Source organism: uncultured Agathobaculum sp. (assembly GCF_963927765.1).
Classification (GTDB): domain Bacteria; phylum Bacillota; class Clostridia; order Oscillospirales; family Butyricicoccaceae; genus Agathobaculum.
The window spans coordinates 1-25,740 of the sequence record NZ_CAWVCU010000107.1; the positions used below are offsets into that span (position 1 = coordinate 1).

18 protein-coding genes are annotated in these 25,740 nt (G+C 50.8%); 8 read left to right on the plus strand and 10 right to left on the minus strand.

Translation table 11 applies throughout. The features are described 5' to 3' along the window. Window positions 1-57 precede the first annotated feature (57 nt). The 3 genes from ABGT74_RS09885 to ABGT74_RS09895 are packed head-to-tail and all read right to left on the minus strand — an operon-like array spanning window position 58 to window position 3,550. The gene (locus ABGT74_RS09885) at window positions 58-867 is read right to left on the minus strand and encodes a protein-glutamate O-methyltransferase CheR (protein ID WP_297282456.1); all 810 of its coding nucleotides are present in this window, start codon (window positions 865-867) and stop codon (window positions 58-60) included. 40 nt (window positions 868-907) lie between these two features. After that, window positions 908-1,393, minus strand: coding sequence for a chemotaxis protein CheW (locus tag ABGT74_RS09890; protein ID WP_297282455.1), 486 nt, complete (start codon window positions 1,391-1,393; stop codon window positions 908-910). 36 nt (window positions 1,394-1,429) lie between these two features. Next, window positions 1,430-3,550, minus strand: coding sequence for a chemotaxis protein CheA (locus tag ABGT74_RS09895; protein ID WP_346705411.1), 2,121 nt, complete (start codon window positions 3,548-3,550; stop codon window positions 1,430-1,432). Window positions 3,551-3,673: 123 nt separating this feature from the next. On the opposite strand from ABGT74_RS09895, the gene ABGT74_RS09900 reads away from it, so the two are divergent. The 7 genes from ABGT74_RS09900 (at window position 3,674) to ABGT74_RS09930 (ending at window position 17,321) form a co-directional block, all read left to right on the plus strand. Continuing rightward, window positions 3,674-5,092, plus strand: a complete 1,419-nt coding sequence (locus ABGT74_RS09900) for a hypothetical protein (RefSeq protein WP_297282453.1) — start codon at window positions 3,674-3,676, stop codon at window positions 5,090-5,092. Continuing rightward, window positions 5,079-5,411 carry an EscU/YscU/HrcU family type III secretion system export apparatus switch protein gene (locus ABGT74_RS09905; protein ID WP_297282452.1) on the plus strand — a complete coding sequence of 111 codons (333 nt, stop codon included), beginning with the start codon at window positions 5,079-5,081 and terminating at the stop codon, window positions 5,409-5,411. Before ABGT74_RS09900 ends, ABGT74_RS09905 begins: the two co-directional genes overlap by 14 nt. Beyond that, window positions 5,408-5,998, plus strand: a complete 591-nt coding sequence (locus ABGT74_RS09910; protein WP_297282451.1) for a PilZ domain-containing protein — start codon at window positions 5,408-5,410, stop codon at window positions 5,996-5,998. Before ABGT74_RS09905 ends, ABGT74_RS09910 begins: the two co-directional genes overlap by 4 nt. Before the next feature lie 38 nt (window positions 5,999-6,036). Next, entirely contained in the window at window positions 6,037-10,896 is a 4,860-nt protein-coding gene (locus ABGT74_RS09915) for an S-layer homology domain-containing protein (protein ID WP_346705412.1), read from the plus strand. A 147-nt stretch (window positions 10,897-11,043) separates the two neighbouring features. After that, window positions 11,044-14,103, plus strand: coding sequence for an EAL domain-containing protein (locus ABGT74_RS09920; protein WP_346705413.1), 3,060 nt, complete (start codon window positions 11,044-11,046; stop codon window positions 14,101-14,103). Window positions 14,104-14,132: 29 nt separating this feature from the next. After that, window positions 14,133-14,786, plus strand: coding sequence for a PilZ domain-containing protein (locus ABGT74_RS09925; protein WP_297282448.1), 654 nt, complete (start codon window positions 14,133-14,135; stop codon window positions 14,784-14,786). A 420-nt stretch (window positions 14,787-15,206) separates the two neighbouring features. Beyond that, the gene (locus ABGT74_RS09930) at window positions 15,207-17,321 is read left to right on the plus strand and encodes a methyl-accepting chemotaxis protein (RefSeq protein ID WP_346705414.1); all 2,115 of its coding nucleotides are present in this window, start codon (window positions 15,207-15,209) and stop codon (window positions 17,319-17,321) included. A gap of 133 nt (window positions 17,322-17,454) precedes the next feature. Here ABGT74_RS09930 and hcp read toward each other — a convergent pair whose 3' ends face one another. Then, window positions 17,455-19,101: a hydroxylamine reductase gene (gene hcp / locus ABGT74_RS09935; protein ID WP_346705415.1), complete on the minus strand. Its 1,647-nt coding sequence runs from the start codon at window positions 19,099-19,101 to the stop codon at window positions 17,455-17,457. A 188-nt stretch (window positions 19,102-19,289) separates the two neighbouring features. On the opposite strand from hcp, the gene ABGT74_RS09940 reads away from it, so the two are divergent. Beyond that, window positions 19,290-19,892, plus strand: a complete 603-nt coding sequence (locus ABGT74_RS09940; protein WP_297282557.1) for a Crp/Fnr family transcriptional regulator — start codon at window positions 19,290-19,292, stop codon at window positions 19,890-19,892. A 95-nt stretch (window positions 19,893-19,987) separates the two neighbouring features. Here the strand turns inward: ABGT74_RS09940 and ABGT74_RS09945 are convergent, their stop codons facing one another. The 6 genes from ABGT74_RS09945 to ABGT74_RS09970 form a co-directional block, all read right to left on the minus strand. Beyond that, window positions 19,988-21,538: an S-layer homology domain-containing protein gene (locus ABGT74_RS09945; RefSeq protein ID WP_346705416.1), complete on the minus strand. Its 1,551-nt coding sequence runs from the start codon at window positions 21,536-21,538 to the stop codon at window positions 19,988-19,990. After that, a complete protein-coding gene (locus ABGT74_RS09950; RefSeq protein WP_346705417.1) occupies window positions 21,535-22,173 on the minus strand; it encodes a TetR/AcrR family transcriptional regulator in 639 nt (212 codons plus the stop codon). The genes ABGT74_RS09945 and ABGT74_RS09950 overlap by 4 nt, the downstream gene beginning before the upstream one ends. A 206-nt stretch (window positions 22,174-22,379) precedes the next feature. After that, window positions 22,380-24,224 (minus strand): ATP-dependent zinc metalloprotease FtsH, encoded by a 1,845-nt coding sequence (gene ftsH, locus ABGT74_RS09955; protein WP_297282443.1) that lies wholly within the window; start codon window positions 24,222-24,224, stop codon window positions 22,380-22,382. Between the two features lie 6 nt (window positions 24,225-24,230). Then, window positions 24,231-24,689 carry a MarR family transcriptional regulator gene (locus ABGT74_RS09960; protein WP_297282442.1) on the minus strand — a complete coding sequence of 153 codons (459 nt, stop codon included), beginning with the start codon at window positions 24,687-24,689 and terminating at the stop codon, window positions 24,231-24,233. 273 nt (window positions 24,690-24,962) lie between these two features. Next, window positions 24,963-25,109 carry a hypothetical protein gene (locus tag ABGT74_RS09965; protein WP_297282441.1) on the minus strand — a complete coding sequence of 49 codons (147 nt, stop codon included), beginning with the start codon at window positions 25,107-25,109 and terminating at the stop codon, window positions 24,963-24,965. Between the two features lie 109 nt (window positions 25,110-25,218). Next, a complete protein-coding gene (locus ABGT74_RS09970; protein ID WP_297282440.1) occupies window positions 25,219-25,728 on the minus strand; it encodes a deoxyuridine 5'-triphosphate nucleotidohydrolase in 510 nt (169 codons plus the stop codon). Window positions 25,729-25,740 lie beyond the last annotated feature (12 nt).

Sequence of the window (25,740 nt, forward strand, 5' to 3'; positions counted from 1 at the left end):
TCATCTACAATCATCACACGAATTTTCTTCGTGTCAAATCCCATTGTTCCCACCCTTTCAAACCTTTTGGAACGTCGCCGGACGCAAAATGCGATATGGGCTATCCTTGCTGATATTCTCCGAATGACCGATCAGCAGATAGCCGCCCGGATTGGTCGCATCATAAAACCGCTGTATGAGGGCGTCCTTCGTCGGCTGGTCAAAATAAATCATCACATTCCGGCAAAAAATCACGTCGAACTTGAGCTTAAACCGGATTGGATCCATCAGATTAAAGGTCCGGAAAATCACATTCTTGCGGATTTCCGGCGTTACCGTATAAAGCCCGCTTCCATCGTCCCGCTTGAGGAAATACTTCCTGCGCCATTCGGGCGGGATGTCAGCCGGAACCTCATAAGCAGGGTCCCGCGCTTCTGCCAAAGCCCTCTGCGAAATGTCTGTTGCGAGCACGCGGGTATCCCACGCCGCAGCCTTTGCGCCAAAGTATTCCTTGATACACATGGAAATATTATAGGGCTCCTCACCGGTTGAACAGCCAGCGCTCCAAATCGAAAGCACCTTTTTGCGATCATTGCGTCTGGTAATCTCAGGCAGGATCACATTCATAAAGAAATCATAGTGGTCCTTTTCGCGCATGAAGTAGGTATAGTTTGTCGTCAACTTATTGAGCACAAACTCAACCTGCTCCTTATCCTTTTTGTTGAGCAGATCGTCAACAAAATCCTTGAAACTGGTATAGCCCTGCGCCTGCAGGGACGCGGACAACCGGCTGTTGATGAGCAATCGCTTCTGCTTCAGGTTAATCCCGTAATTGTCCTGCATAAAGCGGACCATCCGTTGGAAATCCGAATCAGATAACTGCATCATATCTCAACACCCCTTTGCATGTATTTTGCTAAACCGTTTTTCAGCTTTGCAGCAGCAGCGGGCAATCCAGCACCAGCATGGTGCCCGACCCGTCCGGCATAGCGCACATGCCCGAAACATATTTCTGCGCATTATGGGCCGGCATCGGCAGAATGGTTTCCACCGGAATATCAATGATCTGCTTAACCGTATCCACCAAAATACCGATCTGCATCTCATTGACATTCAAAACGATGATGCAGTCCGTATCAACCGACATCAGGCTCAGTCGCAGACGCATATCAATAATCGGGATGGTCTGTCCACGCAGATTGATGATGCCGCGCACATATTCCGGTACCATCGGGACTTTGGTCACAGGATAGTTGGTAATAATCTCAATGACGCTTTCCGCTTCGATACCGAACATCAGATTATCGGTCTGGAAGGTGAGATATTTTTTCGTCTCAACCTCATTGATCTCTTTTTTATCCAGCTCAGCCGCCTGCTCTTCTTCGGTGGCAAACAGCATATTCTCATCAGACATGTTTGATTCACTCCTTCTCCGGTACGCGTTTCATCATCAATAACCCGCGAAACCGGTATTTGATGTAAGCAGGCTTGCGACATCCAGAATCAGGCTGATATTGCCATCACCCAGAATCGTGCAGCCGACAATGCCTGCTTCCTTGATGCCAAAGCTGTTCAAATAGGTCGGCAGCGGCTTAATAACCACCTGCTGCTCACCCAGCAATTCGTCTACAAACAGGCAGTACGAGTTTTCGCTGGTTTCCACCCAGACGAAAATGCCCTCGTCCGTGCTGGTCGCCTTCGGCTCCAAGCCGTACAACTCATGCAGGCGCACAACCGGATAGAAATTATCCATCTTGCTGATCATTTCGCCCTGCATAGCATCATGGATGATATCCGCCTCGGACGCATTAAAGGACTGGCGAATGTTCTGCAACGGGATGGTGAAGATCGAATCACCAACCGAAACCTCCATGCCGTCCATAATCGCCGTAGTCAGCGGGATCTTGAGCGTCGTGCACGTACCCTTACCGAACTCGCTGGTCATCAGCACAGTGCCCGCAACCGACTCGATATTCTTTTTCACTACGTCCATGCCTACGCCGCGGCCGGAAAATTCGGTAACCTCGGTGTTGGTGGAGAAGCCAGGCATCATCAGGAAGTTCAGGATCTCACGTTGGCTGTATTCCACATCCGGGCTGGCCAGTCCCTGACGGATGGCCTTGCGCAGCACTGCGTCGCTGTCGACACCTGCGCCGTCATCCTCGATCCGGATGATGACCTCGCTGCCTGTATTCTGCGCAGACAGGATGATCTCACCTTCCGGATTCTTGCCCGCTGCAATACGCGTTTGCTCATCCGGCTCGATACCATGATCCATAGAGTTACGGACAATGTGCATGATCGGGTCGCTGATTGCGTCCACGATCGTCTTGTCGATTTCCGTATCCTCACCGATAATGGTCAGGTTCGCACGGCGGCCCAGCTTCTGACCCATATCGCGAACGATACGGCGCATTTTCTGGAACGTACCAGAAACCGGCACCATGCGCAGCGACATGGAAATATCCTGCAATTCGTCGGTCAGCTTGCGCAGCTGACGCGCAGACTTATTGAAGTTATCCAGTTTAGCGGCATCAATGCCCTTCAGGTCGGGCGACGCGGTTACCATAGCCTCGGTGATAACGATTTCTCCTACAACCGCCATCAGCTGATCCAGCTTGGACAGGTTAACGCTGATCAGACTCTGCTTGATCTGGTGATGCGCCGCATTCTGTGCGCTGCCCGTATCCGCTTTTGCGTTGTCCGTCGACGGCTCAGCCTTCTTCTTCGCCACAGGCGCCGCTTCTTCCACGACTGTCTCTGTCTTGACCGGTTCGCTTGCCGACTCTGCTGGCGCCGCAGCCTCAGCTGCCGGCTCCTCGTCGATTTCCTGATACGTCTTGACAAATCCAAGACCACTTACCACCTGAATCGCCTGCTTACGGTCCTCATCCGAGCTGAAGCGCATAACGAAACCGTTCTCCGCAATGAATTCCGACAGAGAAGGATCATTTTCCAGGCCTTCCGGTTCATAGCTAAACTCATGCAGGCACTGATCCTTCACATCGGTGACCGCCATGAACGCGCGCAGATTTTCCATCCCGCAGCCTTCGTCCAGAAATACGCGCAGCGAATAACGGTTTCTGCCGTCCGAAGAGCTAGACTGCGCCGCAGAAGCGGCCTGCGCGGACTGTCCCTGCGCCGCTGCCTCGGCTGCATCTCCGTTAATTTTGTCGATGAACATATTAATTGTATTCAGGAAATTGTCGATATGTTTAGAAAGAGGTTCTCCACTCTCGATCTTGCCTACTTCATTGCGGAAGTAATCAATCGACTTGAACAGCAGGTCAAACAACTGCGGCCGATCCTGTTCCGGAACAACCTCCATTGTTTTTTCACGAATCAGATAGAACAAATCCTCGATTCGATGCGCAATCGTCATCAGAGGTTCAAATTCCATCATTGCCGCAGAACCCTTCAGGGTGTGCATGATACGGAAAATTTCATTCACATCATCTTCCGAAAGCGTGTCCGCCTGTTCGGCAGACAACATAATATTATCAAGCTGTTCCAGCAGTGTATTTGTTTCATACAAGTACATTTCCAGAACGCTATCGCTGTTATTTTCCATAAAATAAACGCCGCCTTTCTGAATTTTGAATAACCGTGTTTATTTTTAATTCGACCGAATGCGTCAGGAATTAAGACAGCATATTAAACTTTACAGAAATTTCTATGGAAACGGAGCCTTACTATGCAAAACATCACAAGCGTAACCAACCCCGTTCCGGGGCAGGAAGGCAATACATACCGATCTCCCATTACGCCAAACGATCCGCAAATACAGAATATACCGGATCCCACCCGTGTGGGCCGTGCGGATGCCCGCTCGGATCGGCAAGACACCGCCAATATGGATGTCGGCCGCCGGTATGACTCCTATTTTCAAACATTTTTGCAAGCGCTGCGCTCCTCCGGCTCAATCACTGAAACCGCCGCGCGCTTTCTGATTGCCCATTCGGGCACGCTGGTGCTCTCAGGGCTTTCCACCGGCATCGCGCAGGAACTTGCCCAGTTCATGCAGATGATCAGCGTCGGCCCGGATGAATTGCTTACCCTGCTGCAAAACCAAATGTCCTCGGGCGCCCGTTTCAGCGGCAAGCTGTTCGATGCCCTGCGAGATGTTTTACAGCACAGCCCGTCTGCCGGTCTGAAAAATGATATTCTGCAATTTCTCAAGCGGTTCAACGATTTTTCGTCCACCTCCCATATCGAGCGCAATTTGCAGCGCACCATCCAGCAGATGACTTGGTTTATGCCCAGCCGCTTTGGCGGCACACTGGAGGAACACGCCTCCCAGCTTCAGCAACTGCTTTCACAAGGCGACCGTGCCGGTGTGCTGCATCTGATGCAGGATACCATCCTCCCCTTCCTGTCGGACTATGTTTCGCAGATGCATGACCGCGGCATTGCCCGCAGCCTGCTGAGTCTGCTGATTTTAGACATCGCTCGCTACGAAAACGGCAACCCGCAGTCCATGCTGCAATCCTTCTATCAGCTGCTCGGCTATTCCTCTATGAAAGAGCATTTTGGCCAGATGGACAGTAAGCAGCTGATCCAACTGTTGCAGGAAAGCGCAGCTTCGATCAACAATGCCAACAACCCGATTGCCGATCACCTTTCGCAGATGTCTGCCGCTGCTCTGCGCAGCGAAGGCAATGCGGAACTCCGACAAACCTTCCAGGCGCTGGTCGATTCCATTCTGGTTAACCAGAGCGTCTATATGCCGCTGGCGCATGCGATGCTGCCAGTTGAGATGGACGGCAGAATGATGTTCTCTGAACTGTGGGTCGATCCGAACGCAGAAAACGAAAACGGCTCGTTCTCGCAGGAGAAATCCATGCGCCTGCTGCTCAAGTTCGATATACAGGAGCTCGGTATGTTCGATCTGGTGCTCACCTATCACGAAGGCACGGTAGATGCGTCACTGCACTGCCCGCCGCACCTAGAAAAGTTTACCGAGCAGTTTGAACGGAAAATGGCGGCGATAGCTGAGCAGGACGGCCTCAACGCAGCCACGATGCGCGCTTCGCCCATGGTACGGCCGCTTTCTATTTCCGAGGTATTCCCTAAAATATTTGAAAGGAAGGACAGCATCAATGTCGCAATATGATAGCCGCCGCAAAGCGGTAGCCCTGCAATATGAAAACGGCGCACCGGCACCGGTTGTGGTCGCCTCCGGCATGGGCTATCTTGCCGAAAAGATCGTCGAGGTTGCTTCGGAAAACGGCGTTCCGATTTATGAGGATACCTCACTGGCCACCATGCTGTCCCAGCTGCAGCTCGGACAGGAAATCCCGGAATCATTATATCGGTTCATCGTGGATGTTTATGTATATTTCCTGCATTTTGATCCCAACAACCCGCAAAAGCCGCGTGTTCCGGCTTCCAAGGAAACCGCACCAGATAAAAAGGAGGCAACTGAAGAATGAGTCGAAAAGGAATTCCAGAAGAAAAATTTGTTTTTCTGGATGATAACCACCAAACGCTGGCCAGCGCCGTTTTGCTTGGACAGCAAGGCCAGACTAAGACCTTCCTCCTGACCTATGCCCCAAACTGTGATTTGCAAAAACTCACCACATTTAATGTAATGAGCGTCAATTCCACCGAGTTTATGGCATGGCGCGGCCGAGTGCAGCAGATTCGAGGCGACAAGCTGGATTTCATCGCTGAGGAGCGGATTGATTCACGACTCCGCAGGCAACTGCGCATCCAGATGCCATTCCGTACTTATCTCTATCCGATGCATGGACATTCTGCCCGTCTTCCGATCATCAGCAAGGATATCAGCTGCGGCGGCATGGCATTCTATTGCGTTTCCTCGCTGAAGGATGGGGCGAAATACGATATTCCCCTGCCCTGCACTGAGCCGCCGATCATCGTCCGTTTAGAGATCATCCGCACGATTTCAAAAGAAAAGAACTTATACGCCGGCCAATTCATGGACATTTTGCCGCAGGAAGAAGCAATGATCCAGGAAAGTATTTTTGAATACGACCTGCATCATCACTCTGCGTAGGCGATTGCGAATCCAAAAGAAAAGGTGTTGTAAAACATATGATACACTTCAAAAAAACTACTTCTTCCATCCGGAAACGCGCATGCGCGTTTATTCTCTGCCTATGCATGCTGCTGGGCATGATACCGGTGTTCACCCCGACCGCACAGGCGGCGGAATCCAACTACTATCTGGATCGGCTGGTGTCGTGGGACATCATGCGCGGCGACCAATTCGGTAATCTGGAGCCGGATCGCTCTATCACACGCGCAGAATTTGTCACCATGCTCAATCGCACCTTCGGCTATACCAAAACCGGTGCGCAGCCATTCCGGGACGTTAATATCCACGACTGGTATTATGACGATATCAGCGCGGCCTATACCGCCGGATATTTTCAGGGCACCTCGAAATCGACCGCTTCCCCCAACGCAACGTTGACGCGCGAGGAAGCCGCGACCATGCTGTGCCGCAACCTGATGCTGCAGCCCCTCTCCGGCGAGGATCTGTCCTTCACGGACAGCCGTCTTGCCAGCAGCTGGAGCCGCGGCTATATCAAAGCGGCCGCGGAGGAAGGCATTCTGCGCGGTGACCCGGACGGCAAATTCCGTCCGCTGGACAATATCACTCGCGGCGAAGTTGCCATCATGCTGGTCCGCGTCATCGGCACGCCGATTCAAGAGCCCGGCACATACTCGACCAGCGTTGCAGGCAACCTGATGGTCTCCTGCTCTGGTGTCACGCTGGAGAACATGACCGTGACCGGCGACCTGTATATCACGGGCGGCGTTGGACTCGGATATGTCACGCTCAACAATGTAACGGTATACGGTAAAATCATCGCCAGCGGTGCCGGCGAAAGCAACAAGGGCGATTGCAGTATCATCCTGAAAAACTGCACCGCCCCGGAGATGATCGTAGACAGCCCATCCAACCAGTATGTTACCATCCGTTCTGTTGGTGATACCGATATCGACAAGGTGTATGTCCGCACGGATACCTATCTGGAAGGCAAATCCACCGGACGGCACGGCTTCCAGTATATTGAGGTTGACGGCGAAGACGGCACACGGCTTGATCTTGCCGGCAATATCCATGAAGTTGTTACCGTAGCGCCCGAATCCGAAATCAACGTCGGCAGCGGCACGGTCGAAAAGATGACCGTCGACGAGAGAGCCGTCGGTTCTACCGTAAGCATTGCGCAGGGCGCAGTAGTCGAAGAATTGAATCTGGATACCGGAACGACTGTAACCGGCAAGGGCGACATCGGTACGCTGAATGTCAACGCGCCCGGCTGCAAGGTCGAAATGCTGCCGGATGACATCAACATCCGTCCCGGCATCACTGCCGATATCAACGGCATGACGATGGACAGCACGCTGGCCGATCAGATCTCCGACTATCCCCGTATTTTGAGCGGCTATCCGCGTATGGATGATATTGCGCCAACACAGGCTGAAACCTCTTTTGAAACCAATAAGCCCGGCACGATCTATTGGGCAGTCCGTCTGAGCGGCGATGGCCCGATGGCTGCCAGCGATCTGATCAAGCCGCCAACCTATGGCGCCAATATTGTCAAGAACGGCAATCTTGCTGTCAAGGATGCAAACGAAGTACTTTCCCAGAAAATCACCGGCTTGAAGATTGACACTTCTTATGTCCTGTCGGCTGTGTTGGTTGACAGCCGCGATGATCAGAGCGTTGTCAAGAGCGTTTATTTCACCACGCCCGACAACAGCAAACCCGCTTTTGCTTCCGGCTATCCGAAAGCGACCACCATCGAAGATACTTACGTCGACTTTGATGTAGCAACCACCAAGACCTGCACCCTCTACTGGGCGATCTACAAGAAGGGCATGCCTGCTCCGACTGCAAACGACTTCAAGGACGGTTCTCTCAGCGGTGCGATTGATTCCGGCAGCCGCAAAATGATCCGCAGCGAGGAAGACAGCGTCCGCATGGGCAATATCATCGAAACCGCCAAGAACGCACTTGCAGAGTTGACGGACTACGATGCATTCTTCTACCTGACTGACGGCATCAACGAGTCAGCTGTCACGAAGGTTTCGATCACCACCGCTGACCGCACCCCACCGGAATTTCTCAACAACTATCCGCGCATCAGCAAAATCGACAAGACGTCGTTGACCGGTGAAGCCGCCATCAATGAAGATGGCAAGGTTTATTGGGCAATCGTCAAGCACGGTACAGACTATCCGGTAGAAAATGCCGCTCTGTCTGACGACGAAGCAAAGGAATTGGACAAAAAGCTCCAAATTAAAGGCGGCATGTATGCACTCAAGAGCGGTTCCTTCTCCGCCAAAGAAAATGCCGCATCCTCATTTAATATGAGCGGCCTGGAAGCAGAAACCGCTTATGACATTTATTTCGTTGCCGAGGATGACTCCGGCAACCTGTCTGAAATCAAGGTACTGGAAAACGCCAAGACGCTTGATACCACCGCACCGGAACTGGTAGAAATGCGTTTCTCGGAAGCCAATGACGAGGGTATCCCCCTCGCAGACACCGATATCACGCTGGTATTCAGCGAGGATATCTACAGCACGCAAACCAAGCTTTCGCTGGTAGAAATGTACGAGTCTGATAAGGACACGTTTGATGTTGCCGGCAGCAAGGATGGTGAAACTGTCACTTGGGCGGAAGTCATTGACGGTATGTTCACGCTCAACAACCTGGACATCACTGACCCCGATAAAAAAGTAGCGCTGACCCTCGGTTCCCCTACCGGCAAGGAGAATATGACAGTCTCGCTCAACGAAAACGGCCAGACCGAGGTTACTTTCCATAATGCAGCGCTCAACCTGCTCAGTGGCACGCGGTATCAGTTTGTTCTCAACTTTATTACCGACTCTTCCAATAACAATATGGGTCGTGATACCAAGTCCGACGAGTTCCGTATCATGGACGCACAGGTGGACTTCAACGAACTTGAAATCGTCACCATTACACCGGACGGTCAATCCCAGTCTGTTTCGGTGGATACCACATTCTCTATGATCCCCTATGCCAACAGCACCCAAAATGCATCGCCTAATACCCGATATGATCTAATCATCGCATCGGATACTACAATCTCGTTCAATTTGTATCAAAGAGAGCACAAGGCGGATAATTCCGGCATATGGAAGCAGGTAAATACCGCTCCCATCTCTATTGTCAATCCGCCATCTGAAAAGTGGTCCGGCAGAAGCTACAACAAGGATATTGCAGGCATAACAGAGCCCGAGCAGTATCCCACCTTACAAAGCCTGATAGACGGCTACGAATATGCCATTGAGTTGACCTCTATCAACGAAATCTCTGAAAAGGACAAATGGGACGCAACTGTTCACTTGTATCTGTTCTGTGTAGCTGGTGCTCCGAGTAATCTGCGCAATCTGGTGCAGGGTGATGTAACTGAAACCATCTGGCAGGATCGCGTCATTACCAACAAAACGGTATCTTCGATCGGCAACCCTTCAGACTTCAGCATTGAGATCGTTCGTACCAACCAAAGTGCACCGAATTTCAACGAAGGCTATCCTCGCGTTTCGCCGGGTGATTCACTCACAACTATCAGCTATCAACTGGACCGCGTCGGTGATGTCTATTATGTTGTAGCGCCAGAAACCAATCTGCCGCCGAAAAATGACATCACAATTATAGACGACGAATACAGACAACCTTGGATTAAGGAACCTACTGATGACACTGGCATTCCAAACCTCGGTAAGCTTGTTGACACATATGCTTCGGTTGTTCTCCCTGCTGACAAGCGTGACATGGGCATTACAAGCCCAACCGCCAGCCAGATCATGAACCCCACACAGTTCACGAACGATGCTGGCTATCGCACCGGAAAAGCATCCTATTCCGGCGCAGGTACTGCCACCATCCAGATCGAAGACTTGAATGCCAATTCCAACTATTATATTTATTTTGTCCTAAAGGGATCGTATGCACTCCCCTCCAGTGTCCTGTGCTACAAGTTCTCTACCACCGATGTAGAAGCACCACTGCTGGATGCTAAGGCCAACAACAGTAACGATGCTTATTATACGGTCAAATCCAGCACAACCGGTACCATTTCCGCAAACACCTATTGGTTCCTCTATGGTGAAGGCGACGGTGGCTATCCGCCCATCCTCAACACCAAAATCCCCAGTAGCAATAAAACCTACCTTGAAGCAATGAAGGACACAACGATCGACAGTCTGGACTCTGCGGATAAGATAGCGCTCTGGGAGACCATTCTCGGTCAGGGCAGCGGCTTTGATTTGGCACAGTCTGGCAGTGAGCTTGTTGAAAATGTAACCAACTCCCCCGGTCAAACCATCAGTAATTTTATTGATCCGTCCAAACTGCTGCCAAACAACTCTTATGTTCTTGTTGTTGCGGCAAGAAACACGCAGGGCGGCGATCCAGTATTCCGTGCAGTCGGCAATATCCGATTGGTTGATACTTCCGGACCAAAAATCAGTAACATCAGTACCACTGGCAGAACAACGACCGCTGGTGCATTTACCGGTCAGGTCACCATTCAATTTGACAAAGATTTGTATCTGAAGTACATTCAGTCTAACACTCAAACGCCTTATAAGGCTTGGACCACGGATGCGGTTACCGGTGCTGGCACGGCGACTGTGCAGAAATATGTCTCTAGAATGCTCTACATCAATGTTTCACAATTCCCGGAAGGCGGTACTCTCAGCATAATCCCCCATAACACAGCGTCTGATGAGCAGGATATGGTATATCCCTATTTTGTCACCGAGCAGGGTTACGGCAGCGAACTTGCTCCGATCACTCTACGCCTAGAAAAAGAAACAACCGAAGAGGGTAAAGACATATGGAGATTTGTAATCGATGCTCCTGGCAAGGATTATGACGGCACGACCTCGCAAATCATCACCCCGTAAACTCACACAAAAAAAGAAGCCCTTCGGGGCTTCTTTTTTTGCACTTTCTCCTATTACCTTTAATTTTACTTTAATCCTGTCGATATATAATGTATACTGTTAATAGAGCTTTAACAGATAAAAATCTTCCTGGAAGGAGAATGCAACGTGAAGGCTGTCTGGGAATTTTTAGAGAACTTCTATGCCGGTGTTTATGTCGCAGATATGAACACGTATGAATTGATATATATGAATGCAAAAGCCCGGGAATCGTTTCAAATCGCCAGTCCGGAGGACTACCAAAACAAAAAATGCTATGCCGTTCTTCAAAATTTTCCGATGCCTTGCCCCTTCTGTACTAATACGCAGCTCATTGACGATCAGTTCTACGAATGGGATTACCATAACCCCGTTGTAAACAAAACCTTTCATTTGAAGGATTATATTGTCAAGTTTGAGGGACGAAAATACCGGGTCGAAATTGCCATACCGGATGATACGGTCATTGATGCAGAAGATAATGAGAATAATACGAATGATGAGGATGCCAATAATTGTGCACTCAGCCCTAACTTTTTTATCAACAAGTGTCTGATGGCTACGCATTCCGCTTCCGACCCTTCTGTATCGCTCGAACTCATGCTGCAATATATTGGCACGCAGTTGGGATGCGAAAATGTTTTCCTCTATGAACGGATGGACAATGGCGAATTTCTCAGCACATATCGCTGGGCACCCACGTCATCCGAAGTCCCCTTAAATCTCTCGCTTCAAATCGAGCACCCTCAGCATCTGCAAAGCCTATATCGCAATGAGGTTTTGATCTTTAGTGAGCACGATCCTCGTTTGCCCACACCTTCCAAGTTCTCAACCCAATCGGATTTTTCGAATATCCATGCGCTTATGCTGTCTCCTGTGCTTTCCAAAGGCCGTATTATCGGGCTTTTGCGGCTGGATAACCCTGCCGTCAAGCACCTGCGCAATATTTCGGGCACCATCAAAGTGCTGTCTCATTTCATGGGCTCCATCCTGCTCCGCCGGGATTTGATGGTACATCTGGAAGAACTGAGCTACCATGATTCCATGACGCAATTACTCAATCGGCATGCACTCAACCGGTACATCACTGGAGAAAAATATGAGAAAAGGCATACAATTGGCTTAATTTACTGTGATTTGATTGGTCTGAAACGGATCAATGATAACTTGGGGCACAATAACGGCGACCGTTTGATTTTGCAAGCCTCTCATATTTTGACCGATCTGTTTTCTCCCAGAAATGTCTATCGAATTGGCGGAGATGAATTTTTGGTGGTCTGTCAGGACATCTCCCAAAAGGTTTTGGAGGATCAAGTCGCCAAGCTCCGTACCCGCGTTGCGGAAGAAAACTGCGCTTTATCCATCGGCAGCACCTGGTCGGATTCACACGAGGACAATTTTTCTCAGCTTATTACCTTGGCTGATGACAGTATGTATCGCGACAAACTTGCCTATTATGAAAATCAGCAGGCACACGAGCCGCATTTTGAGTCCTCTAAAGCTACCGCGTTTCAGGCATTCCTGCAACATTATTACTTTGACGCCGAAACCTTTTTCCATTCCATCGCCATGCCGGAAGCGCCATTTTACCTGTATTGCGGCGATGTGCAGCGCAACATCTACTATATCTCCGACAATCTGCGGGACACCTTCAATTTTGACAGTAATCTGGTTTATGATTTTATCGGTCTCTTGGAGCAACGTATCTATGAACCGGATCGACAGCTTCATATCAAGGATTCGCAGGCCATGTTCCGCGAAAAGCGTACCACACACAGCATCCGCTACCGTATCTTTGACAAAACCGGTCAACTGGTCTGGGTGCATTGCCGCGGAATCCTGACTTGGGACGAGCAAAAGAACTTACCGCTGTTTTTCTCCGGCAGTATGATCAGCCTTAACAATGAATCCGAGGTAGATCCCGCCACCGGACTTTTAAACCTCTCTTGTGCGCTCAAAGATCTGGAAACACTCTGCCGCCGTCAATCCAAAATTCTGCTCTTGTGCTTCCATCTGAGACATTTTTCTGATATCAACCTGTCTTTGGGTCGAAAAACTGGCGATGCCATGCTCCGTGAAATTGCCAACCGCATGGAAATGGAGCTGGGCGAGCAATTTCAGTTCTTCCGTCTGGACGGCGTACATTTTCTGGTGCTCACGCAACTCGATTATGATGCCCGTGTACTGTCGGATACCATTCGTCAAATTGTTCTCGATGTCTACCGCCGCAACGGAATTCACATTATGTATCCATGTTCCATGGGCATACTGCATGCGCCGCAGGATGGTACAGCCCCGCAAGAGCTGATCGACAACGTCCTGTTTGCCACACAAAACGCCAAGAAATCACCTTCCACGGATTGTGTCGAGTTTTCCAACTATCTCTCCAAGGGTTACCGAGAACAAACCGACATCAGCATGGCGCTCAATTACAGCGTCAATCATGGCTTCCAAGGCTTCCGAATCAACTTCCAGCCACAGATCAAAACAGACACCAATGAGATTTTCGGCTGTGAGATCCTGCTCCGGTGGCAGTATCACGATCATGATATTCCGCCATCCAAGTTTGTTCCCATCCTTGAGCAGGTTGGCCTGATCGTCCCGGTTGGGAAATGGCTGGTCACGCAAATCATGCAGGCCAGTCAGGAGCTTATTCTCCGCGCCCCCAATCTCAAAATCGCTTTCAATGTCAGCTATCTGCAAATTCTCGATCCATCCTTTTTCGACTGTATCCAAAATTCGATGCTGCTCTACGGCATCCCTGGACGCAATCTGATGATCGAGCTGACAGAGACGCACTTCGACGAAATGCCCGATTATCTGGAGCACTTCATCGAACAATGTGACAAAGTCGGTATTTCCTTTGTTCTGGACGATTTCGGCACGGCATACTCCAGCTTGCATATGCTGCTGCAATACCCTGCCGACTTGATCAAGCTGGACCGAACCTTGATGTGTGAACTCACCTCTTCTCCGGAAAAGCTGAACTTTATGATGAGTATCATCTACGCTTGCCACCGCTTCGGAAAGAAGGTATGCGTGGAAGGGGTGGAAACCCAAGAGGAGCTTCAAATCGTCCGGCAAACTGAATGCGACTACATGCAGGGATTTTATTTCTATAAGCCGCTTGAACTGGAGGATTTTTGCCGAATTTTACGAAACGATAATAGTGAAACGTTGCAAAGCTGATTCTGTTTCTGCGGAAAGGATGACAACTCATGCAAGACTATATGGATTCGATGCATCATTACCTCGGCGCGTCCTGTGAAGTGCTCAAGCTGAATAACCGTCTTTTGTTTGCCGGCTCCATCCACCACTATGACGACGGTGAAGAAGAATTAACCGTTTCTATCCGCAATGGCAGCGAAACACCACAGGGTATCATCCACCAGACTCCCGTCAAACTGCATGTGCAGACCGGGCTCGCCATGAACAACGTGCTTTTGCTTTATGGTGTTGTTTCCCGCTGCGCAGCTGATTTCTGGCGAATCGGATTGAAGCATACGTTTTCCTGTGCAGAACGGCGCAGCAGCTTCCGGCAACCGATCCGATCCGAAATTGCCGTTTATCGCGGCACTGATACGGAGTCCTCCACTGTTGCTCTGTGTCAAACGGTAGACATCAGTCTAACCGGATTGTGTTTAATCAGCCCAGAGCAATACGTGCAGGGCGAGCAGATTTTTGTCTCCTCCCTGCAGCTGCGCCGGGACGGGCCGCGCTATTCCTTCGCTTGCACTGTACAGCGCGTGCAACCGCTGGATTCTGGGAAAATGTGCTACGGCTGCAGTTTTAATGATATCACTGAGCGGCAGGAAGACATGCTATTCCATGACATGTTTCTGCTTCAAGTGAAGGCTATAAACCGCAAATAATGTCCAGTTTCTCGATTTTCAGTTGTTGTAACATTGGTAACGCCTTTCCCTATCGAAAACATATTTCTTGTACATACCGTTCTCGCAAGGGACGCTGCCTGCTGCAGCGTCCCTTTTCCAATACAGCAATACGTCTTTTTCTATCCTCCCCTTTTCTACGCAGCAATGAATAATCATGCAATAAAGTGTTCAAAAAATTCGAAATATTGTAAAATCTTCCTGTATGCTGCTGTTTTTGTGCGCAATTTCCAATAATGCAACTTATTCTTTCCCTCCAGTTGTGCAAAAAAGAGAATTTCTTTGGATGAAACTGTTATGAATTGAAAAATTCGGTCGAATATTACCATGTAAATTATTGTTGCATGCACGCAACAATTCGTGTCACACGGGAGTGAGAAAAATAAACGGGAAGGTGTTATCGTGAAATTAGGGATCGTGCAAAAACTCGCTTTGGGTATTTTGATACCACTCATTTTGGTGCTGAGTGGTATCGGAACACTGCTCGGGATCCAGATTTCCGGCACAGTCGAGGATATGATTACAGAAAATCTGACCTCACAAGCGGGATCTGGCGCGCAGTCAGTAAACGCATTTTTGAAGCAGTACTACGGCGTGGTGGATACCATGATCTGCTCACCGGACATTTCTGGTCTTGCGGCAGACCAGACAAAAACCACCTTGGAGGGTTCTCCGTATTTCTCCAGCATGCTTGCAGAACTGCAAAAAATTCAACAGCAGTATCAGGATACGGTAATGGGTGTTTGGTTTGCAGATGTCGGCTTGCAAGAGTTGGTATACTCCGACAATAGCCGCGTCACCTCAGCGGACGTGGATTTCTCCACCCGTGAATGGTATACCCGCAGCCAAGAGGAGCAGAAAACCACCATCACCGGCGCCTATGTCGACACCGGAACGCAGGAAATGGTCATCAGCGTTGTCGGTCCGATCATGAGCAACAACCGCATGATCGGCGTGGCTGGTATCGACGTTTCCATAGAGCAGCTTCGCAATTCTCTCAATTCAATTCAGGTGGGCGACACGGGCTACATCACCTTGATCGACTCTTCTAACATGATCGTTTATCACCCGGACTCTTCTGTCGTGGGCACAACGATTGAAGAAGCACAGTATTCTTCTAACATGCAGGAAGCGCTGCTCAACCGCACCAATGTACAGGGCATGCAATATACCCGTCAGGGCACTTCTTACTATGGAAGCCTTGCATCTTTCGACGACAATGATTATGAAGTATTGGGCATTCTGCCGGCAGAAGAATATGAAAGTCATGTCGCCAGCACCATGCGCATTATCATCATCAGTTTTGTCATCTGTGCCATTTTGCTGGCGATCATCGTGATTCTGCTGGCAGTTTCAATCATTCGTCCGCTCAAGCGACTTGGTAAGGTTGCAGACCGGCTGGCCGATGGCGAACTGAATGTGGAATATCAGGTAAAGGGCCACGACGAAGTTGCCCGCCTCGGCCAGTCCACGCTGCGCATTGTGGATCGCTTGAAAACGTATATCCAATACATTGATGAACTGTCCACTGTTCTTGACCAAATCGGTCATGGCAATCTGGTATTCGAATTGCAGCATGACTATCGTGGTGAGTTTGCCAAACTTAAGGAAGCTTTGCTCCGCATTCAAAAGAACCTGTCGGAGACCATGTCCAGCATTGCAATGTCTGCTGCGCAGGTGAATATGGGTTCGGATCAGATTGCCAGCGGCGCACAGGCACTTGCACAGGGTGCAACCGAGCAGGCATCTTCGGTACAGGAACTGTCCAACACGGTACAGAACCTGAACGATAAGGTTACCGAAGGCGCAGAGCAAGCCGGAAAGATGATTGAACAGCTCAATGCAGTCAAGACCCAGATGAACACCAGTAACGGTCAAATGCAGGATATGCTGACCGCAATGCAGGATATCAGCCGTCACTCTAACGCGATCGGCAAGATCATCAAGACGATTGACGATATCGCGTTCCAGACCAATATTCTTGCGCTCAATGCCGCGGTTGAGGCTGCGCGCGCCGGTTCGGCAGGCAAGGGCTTTGCCGTTGTTGCCGACGAGGTACGCAATCTTGCCGGAAAGAGCGCAGCTGCTGCAAAGGAAACCAACGAATTGATTGCACAGTCTATCGAGGCTGTCAAGCAAGGCGAAGGTATTGCACGCTCCACAGCCGAAGCGCTCAGCATTGCAGCATCCAACTCGGATGAGGTTGTTTCCGCCGTTGAACGTGTCACACGGGATTATCAGGATCAGGCTGCACACCTGAAGGAAGTTTCCATCGGTGTCAACCAGATTTCCGAAGTAGTGCAAACCAACTCCGCTACTGCAGAGGAAAGCGCTGCGGCCAGCGAGGAATTGTCCGGTCAGGCGCAAATGCTGAAGGGCATGATCAGCCACTTTGTTCTGCCGGAAACCGAAAACGGTTTGCCGATATCTTCCTTTGAAGCAGACACTCCCGCCGCTCCCCCTTCTTCAGCGTCCGTTGATAACTTTGGCGGCTCCAGCTACACGGATAAATATTAAACCAATCACTCTGCCATAACCAACAGGCAGTATATCACCAAAGAAGAAGCCCGGCTTTTGGCCGGACTTCTTTCTATGCACAAGGGTACGGCTATTGCAGCGTCCTTTTGCACTATGGCAGATATTTATCCGCTTATGCGTTTTCATCCCCAAAGAACAAGCGGATATCATCTTCCACAGTACCAATACCTGCGATACCAAAGTTCTCCACCAGCACCTTTGCCACATTCGGACTAAGAAAAGCCGGCAGTGTCGGTCCGAGATGGATGTTCTTGACCCCCAGATACAACAGTGACAGCAATACGATCACTGCTTTCTGCTCATACCATGCAATATTGTACACGATCGGCAGGTCATTGATATCCTCCAGCCCAAATACCTCCTTGAGCTTGAGCGCGATCACTGCCAGCGAGTAGGAGTCGTTGCACTGTCCCGCATCCAGCACGCGCGGAATACCGCCAATATCGCCCAGATTCAGCTTGTTATACTTATACTTGGCGCAGCCCGCGGTCAGAATCACCGCATCACGCGGCAGCGCCTTGGCAAAGTCTGTGTAATAGTTACGGGACTTCGCGCGACCGTCGCAGCCCGCCATCACCACAAACTTACGGATTGCACCGCTCTTGACCGCCTCCACAATCTGATCCGCGAGCGCGAGCACCTGTGCATGCGCAAAACCACCTACAATTTCACCACGCTCGATCTCCTGCGGCGGTGCACAGCGCTTGGCATGCTCGATAAGTGCAGAAAAGTCCTTGTGCTCCCCTACGCCACCCAGGATGTGCTTGCAGCCCGGATAGCCAGCCGCACCCGTGGTATATATTCTGTCCTGATAGCTTGCCGCGGGCGGCACAATGCAGTTGGTGGTCATCAGGATCGGGCCGTTAAAGGACGCAAACTCCTCTTTCTGCTTCCACCATGCGTTGCCGTAATTGCCGACAAAATGCGGATATTTCTTAAACGCCGGATAGTAGTGCGCAGGCAGCATCTCAGAATGCGTATAGACATCCACCCCTGTGCCTACAGTCTGCTCCAGCAGCATTTCCAAATCGCGTAGATCGTGGCCAGACACCAGAATACCCGGACGAGTGCCAACACCAATGTTCACTCGCGTGATTTCCGGATTGCCGTAGGTTTCGGTATTTGCCTTGTCCAGCAGTGCCATGCCCTGCACGCCGTATTTGCCGGTTTCCATTGCCAGCGCCACCAGTGCATCCACAGACAGGCTGTCATCCAATGTTGCTGCCAACGCACGCTGCAAGAACGCGTCCACCTTGCCATCATCCCGCAGCAGCGCATTTGCATGCTTGGAATACGCCGACAGTCCCTTGAGACCATAGGTAATCAGTTCCCGCAGCGAGCGGATATCCTCATCCTGCGTGGACAATACACCGACCGTTGCCGCCTTGGCTGCAAAATCCGCTTCGTCCGCTGTCCAGCGGGCAGCCTCCGGCAATAGCTCCGGCTGCGCCACACGCCCCAACAGCTGCTGCTTAATTTCCAGCGACTCACGGATGCACGCCACGATAGCTTCCTTGTCAAAATTGGCGTTTGTGATGGTGATAAACAGGTTGAGCGTAATGCGGTGGTTGATCTCTGCTGCGATTTCCTCCCCCTGCTTGCGCAGAGCGGTAGTCACCGCGGAAAGCCCTTTGGTCACATACACCAGCAGATCCTGCATCGCAGCGACATCTGGTTTTTTACCGCATACGCCCGCCATGGTGCAGCCGGTGCAGCCCGCCGTTTCCTGACACTGATAACAAAACATTTTCGGTTCCATCGTTCATTTCCTCCACATGTTCCGCAGATCAAACGATCCTTACGGTTGTTGACGTTACAAGCGAAGTATACTATACTCAAAGCAACAAGTATGTTGTTATAACAACAATGGAGGGATGTTTTTTGCAGACCGCTGTCTTATTGGAAAGCGCACTGTTTCGCGGCATTCAACAGAACGAAGCGAAAGAGATGTTGCATTGTTTGGGTGCTGAGCATAAAAAATTTGAGAAAAATGAACGCATTTTCCGCGCAGGAGACACCGTCTCCGAGCTTGGACTTGTGCTCAAGGGCAGCATTTTAATTCAAAACGACGATTTTTGGGGCAACACCACCGTGCTGGATCATGTCATGCCCGGACACATCTTTGCGGAGACCTACGCCTGCACGGGCGAGCCGCTGATGGTGGATGCGGTTGCAGCAGAAAACTCCGAGGTGCTCTTTCTCAACGTCGGGCGCGTACTGCAAACCTGCTCACAGTCCTGCGCACATCACAGCAAGCTAATCCGCAACCTGCTCTTTCTTTCCGCACGCAAAAACCTGAACCTATCTCGAAAAATCTTTCATACCACATCAAAATCCATCCGCGGACGACTGCTATCCTATCTTTCCTTTCAATCAACGCACTGCGGCAGTCGCAGCTTTACTATTCCGTTCAACCGCCAACAGCTGGCGGATTATCTGAATGTCGATCGCAGCGCGCTCTCCAACGAACTGAGTAAAATGCAAAAAGATGGTTTACTCCGCGTTAAGCGCAACCAGTTCGAACTACTTTGCAGCCAGGATATGCTATAAATGCGCGTAAACAAAAAGCGATATGCTCCCCCACGAAGCATATCGCTTTTTTATTCACTTGCGACCTTTCTTTGCCGCTTATCCCAACTATGTTCTTACCAGCTGTCTGTCAGCCGCTGTACGTACTCTGCATCCCACACATACTCCTGCATTTCATCTTCCGAAACACCGAAATGCACGAACCCAAACTTGGACATACCCCGGTCGCTTGTCGCATCGTAATACGCCCATTCCCCATCAATCTGAGCAATATTCCACATATGATTCTCCGACCGCATCTGTCCCTGTACCGTCAGACAGGGGATACCCGCCTTTTCAAACAGCACCTGAATAGCCTGCGAATAACCGCCGCAAATCGCGAGATTGTCGTGCAACGCACCATACGCGGTCTGGGAGTCATGCGGCATTGACGAAATATCGGTATAATAGCGCCGGTCATATTTCACCCGATCGGTGATCACCGTATAAATCGCCACAACCTTCTCTCGCTGTGTCATGCCGTCACGGATACATTCTGTAAGCAATTCGTCTGCCATGCGGTCAATCTCTTCCAAACGCGCCAGACATGCTTCCCGCGTCATATTGTTTTCAGGTGTAATGGTAATCGCCGTGCCGTCGCGATTGAGCTGACATAACAGATAACCGCCGCCTACCTGCTGCAAAGCGTTGTTCATATCGTCCACGGTCAATGACGGATCGGTAATGCGAATATTGACCGATGTCTGTGTCAGATTATTCTGCGCCAACGTGACCAAGGCGTGCAGCCCATCCACTTCGACGCCCTGGAAACCCTGCGGATAGTTGCCGCTTCGATACGGCATATAAGAAAAAGTACATTGCAGGATATTTCCCTGCTGTGTCACACTCATATCATAGGCATATTTATAGGACGGGTCTTCCGACAACAAGGCATAATACACATTCTTCGCCGTAATCTCCCAACCCGCAGAAGCCGAAACATCCGAAACATCAAATGCCGGAGGCTGCTGCACAGCGGCTATTGCACTCTGCAAATGCTTTGACATCTGCTCTGCGGCTGCATCCGTGTCTCCGCTCAGGTGCACGGTATTGTCCGATGGTGTGCCGTCGTCCTGCGCACGCTGTAAGACCACAACCGCCTCTGCGGTTGTGATTGTCTCGGTTGGCGCCAGACGGTCATTTGCTTTTCCTTGCAGCAGTTCCTGCTGGACACACCAAAGCATGGCATCCTGCGCCCACTGTGCAATTTCCGACCAATCGGAAAAATAGTGCAGCTCTTGGCCTGAAACATCAGGCTGTCCTGCCTGCCGGTACAGCATCGCAGCAAACTCCTGCCGTGTCACAGATGCCGACGTGCGGAATTTTCCATCACCCGTTCCCTGCACATAGCCCTGTGCAGCAGCCCATATCACCGCATTTTTATAAACACCGCTCACATCGGTAAACGGCATTTCTCCAGAAACCGCCGGACTGCCCGCCGCTTCATATAACAGCTGCACGGTCTGTCCGCGCGTTAATTTCATGGACGGTGCGGACAAAAAGGTGTCACTGATTCCCTGTTCCACAGCCCAATTCTGCGCTTCCGCCGCCCATGACGGCCAAGCCGCAGCCGCAGCACTGCTAAGCAGCAACAACACCGTCAACCAAAAGGCCACCAGTTTTCTCATTTCTGCTCTTCCTCCTTTTGGGGCTGCATCACACCGAACAGCATCATATCCAGAATTTCGGATGCGACTTGCAGCATATCATAGATATCCCTTACCGTACCTGCTTGGTTGTACTGCTCCAAGATAGTCGGAAAGGCATAGTCCAGGCTGACCAGATATCGTGTCACCTGTTCCTCGGTCAATCCTGCGCGCAGCGGGTATTGCTGAACCACGCGCTGCCAAAACTGCCGGTTGCGCTGCCATACCGGCGCGCGCAGTTCACGCAATTTGCTTTCCAAGTGCGCCGGCGGATGCAGCATTGCGCATTCAAATATCTTCCTTCGATGCGGATGCGCTTCAAAGAACTGTTCCCGGCACTGGTAGTACGCCATTAGGCTTTCCAATGCGGGACGGTCTTGCAGCAGAAATTCGTTCTTCGCCACAAATTCCGACAGCTTTTCAAACGTATCTCCCACGCATAGCAAAAACAGATCATCCTTGCCCGCATAATAGTGATACAGCATTCCCTTGGAAATATTGTGGCGTGCGCAAATATTGTCCACCGTCACCTGCGCATATTCATATGCGCCAAACTCATCGAGCGCCGCCTGCAAAATCTCTTTCCGGCTGTGCTCCTGCCGCTCTTTTTGGGTCATTGCTACCCCCGTTTTCTCTTTCGCTTTCTCGTAAGGCAGTCTTACAGAAATAGACGATTTCGTCTGTTTTGTATTATAACACTTATAGACGATATCGTCTATAAGTTTTGGAGAAATATTTTTACCGTTTTGCTCAACCTAAAACAGCTTCAAACACAAACAGGAGGGACGCAAAGCGTCCCTCCCTGTTCTTCTTTACACTCCTGTTATCCGTTCTGCGACTTGTTCAGCAAATCCATAAATTCTTCGCCTGTGATCGTTTCCTTTTCCAGCAGATGATGTGCCAAACGGTGCAGCGCCTCCATATTCTCCTGCAAAATGCCAACCGCCTTTTCGTGCGCGGTTTTCACGGTCTGCACCACTTCCTCATCGATCTGCGCCGCAGTCTGCGCCGAACAGGCCAGCGAGGTATCCCCGGACAAATACTGATTGGTTACGGTTTCGAGCGCCACCATATCAAACCGCCGGCTCATACCGTACCGCGTAATCATCGACCGTGTGAGCTTGGTCGCCTGCTCAATATCGTTGGATGCACCGGTGGTCACCGATCCGAAAATCAGTTCTTCTGCCGCACGACCGCCGGTCAAGGTTGTCACCTTGTTCAGTAGTTCCTCGCGTGTCATCAGATAGTGCTCACCCTCATCCACCTGCATGGTGTAACCGAGCGCGCCCGAAGTACGCGGAATGATGGTGATTTTGGTCACTGGTGCGGAATTGGACTGCTTGGCTGCCACCAGCGCATGGCCGATTTCGTGATAAGCGACGATTTCCTTTTCTTTTGCGCTGAGTACCGCATTCTTGCGCTGTGCACCCGCGATGACCGTCTCCACGCTTTCCTCCAGATCAGCCTGTTCGACCGCGCTGCGACCCAGACGCACTGCGCGCAGTGCCGCTTCGTTGATGATGTTTGCCAAATCTGCACCGGATGCACCGGACGTTGCCCGCGCGATCGCATTGAAGTCAATGTTTCCAGACATATGGACATCCTTAGCATGCACCTTCAAAATCGCCATACGGCCCTGTAAATCGGGCAGCTGCACCGGAATGCGCCGGTCAAACCGGCCGGGACGGAGCAGCGCCGGGTCGAGCGATTCCGGACGGTTGGTTGCCGCCAGAATGACCACGCCCTTTGTGCCGTCAAAGCCATCCATCTCGGTCAGCAACTGATTGAGCGTCTGCTCGCGTTCATCGTTGCCGCCCATGCCATTACCGTCACGCTTTTTACCAATGGTATCAATCTCATCGATAAACACAATACAAGGCGCTTTTTCACTTGCCTGCTTGAACAAATCACGCACCTTCGCCGCGCCCATGCCGACGAACATCTCAACAAATTCCGAACCGGAAATCGAGAAAAACGGAACGTGCGCTTCCCCTGCAACCGCTTTCGCCAGCAATGTTTTACCGGTGCCCGGAGGGCCGACCAGCAACGCACCCTTGGGCAGCTTTGCGCCGATCGAAGCATATTTGTTCGGGTTGTGTAGGAAGTCCACGATCTCAGTCAGCGCTTCCTTGGCTTCATCCTGTCCGGCTACATCCGCAAAGGTCTTTCCGGTTTCGGTTTCGGCATAGATTTTCGCCCCGGACTTACCAAAACTCATCGCGTTGCCGCCCATGCTCTTCATCATCTTTTTGCTCAGCCACTGGCCGACCACAACAATCAAAATGATTGGCAGCGCATAGCTGAGCAAAATGCTCAGCAGCGGAGAGGTCTGCGTCGGAATCTCAGCCGCGAAGTTTACACCTGCCTCATCCAATCTGCTGTATAAATCCGAATCAGGGAAAATGCCGGTTTTGTAAATGGCTGTCTTACCATCCTCGTTCGTCGCTTCAAACACGATTTGACTCTCCGATGGTTCGTAGGCCACCGTCTGGACCTTGCCATCATCCAGCATGGACACAAATTCATTGTAGCCCACCTCAACGACCTGCCGCTGCGCCAACATCGGCACCAGCAGCCAGTTGAGCAGCATCAACACCAACAATGTCACTGCATAATAGAAAATCAGTGGTCTTTTCGGTGTTTTGGAATCCTTGCCCGGTTCAACCATATCAATTTACACCTGTCCTTCCATGTTGTTTAGTATTTCATCCAGATTACGCTGCATTTTTTGCATGATTTCATGCACCTGCTGCAACTCTTCTTCGCTTACATCGCGGCGAAGCTGTTCCACCACACGGCAGCCATTCTGATGCAGTCGCTGCGCGATTGCAATCCCCTCACCGCACAGATGCAGATGCACGATGCGTCGATCATTGGCATCGCGTTCACCCTGCACAAAGCCACGTTGATGCAGACTATCCACGCTCCGCGCGACCAATGCCTTGGATATCCCAAGCTGCTGCACCATTTCTGTTGCGGTATCCGATTCCGGCGCATACCGCCGCAAAAACAGCAGCACAGAAATTTCATTTGGCGTCAAGTGATAGCCGCTGGCTGCCTCGCGAATGCAATTCCAGTATAGCTTTTCCATTTTTGCTGCATCGAGCAAAAACCTCTCTTCCCACCACTTCATATCGTCGCCCTCCTTTTCCGCGCGTTTCTGTTACCATCATCATACGCAAAATAGTTGACACTGTCAATCGTTCATTTGTGAACAATTTGCAAATTCAGATTAGGGTGAACAGAAAAACGGACGGCACGGCCTTCTGCCATACCGCCCGTTTTCGGCGCATGCATCTTTTGCAGCCGTTTGCTTTCAGGTGATATGAAACAGCTTGCTCAAAATGCCTTTCAAATATTTCGGACTCTTCCATACAACAACCTTCATCATCGCGTCCACCTCCCGTCAACACTGAAGCAGGAACCACCCTGCTGCGATCAGCGCCAGCGCAAGCAGCCAGACCGGCAGACACAGCGAGAGCAGTCCGCCCAGCAGCAGGCCCACACCCAAACAGAGGGAAATCAAACCGATGACCTGACCCCGACAAAACATTGCGCATCACGCTCCTGTCATCAGTATAAGCAGGTAGACAGGAAAAGGTGACACCATTGCCAAATGCGCTTTCTCAGCAAAGCAAAACGAAAACTGCGGTCAAACCACCTTATTTCGTTGTGCTGCCAAAGCCGCCCTCACGGCAGCCGTCTGCATCGTCATCCTGTGTGATGCCGAACGGCAGGAAGATGCCCTGTGCAAAGCCCTCGCCCGCGGCAACAGAAAGATTTCTCCCCTGTCGATTCTGATTGGTCATCTTGATAAAGATATGCCCTTCATTTTTCGCATTGAAGTAATCACTGTCGATGATACCGACCGTATTGTCCATTTGCAGGCAATACTTAAAGCCGAGGCCGGAACGCGGATAAAGCTGCAGCACCCAACCATCCTTGATTTCCACACGAATACCAGTCGGGATCAGGATAGTTTCGTGCGGCACAAGAGAAAACGTCTCGGGTGCAAAAAAGTCATACCCCGCGGAGCCGACCGTTGCCCGGCGTGGCAAACGAATCTTCTCATAAACCGCTTTTGCCTCGCTCGTGCTGCTTCCGGTTGCGCTGCACCAATCCGTGAGAAACTGCTGTTCCGATACCTTGTGAAATTTTGCAACCTTTTGCATATTATATCCGCC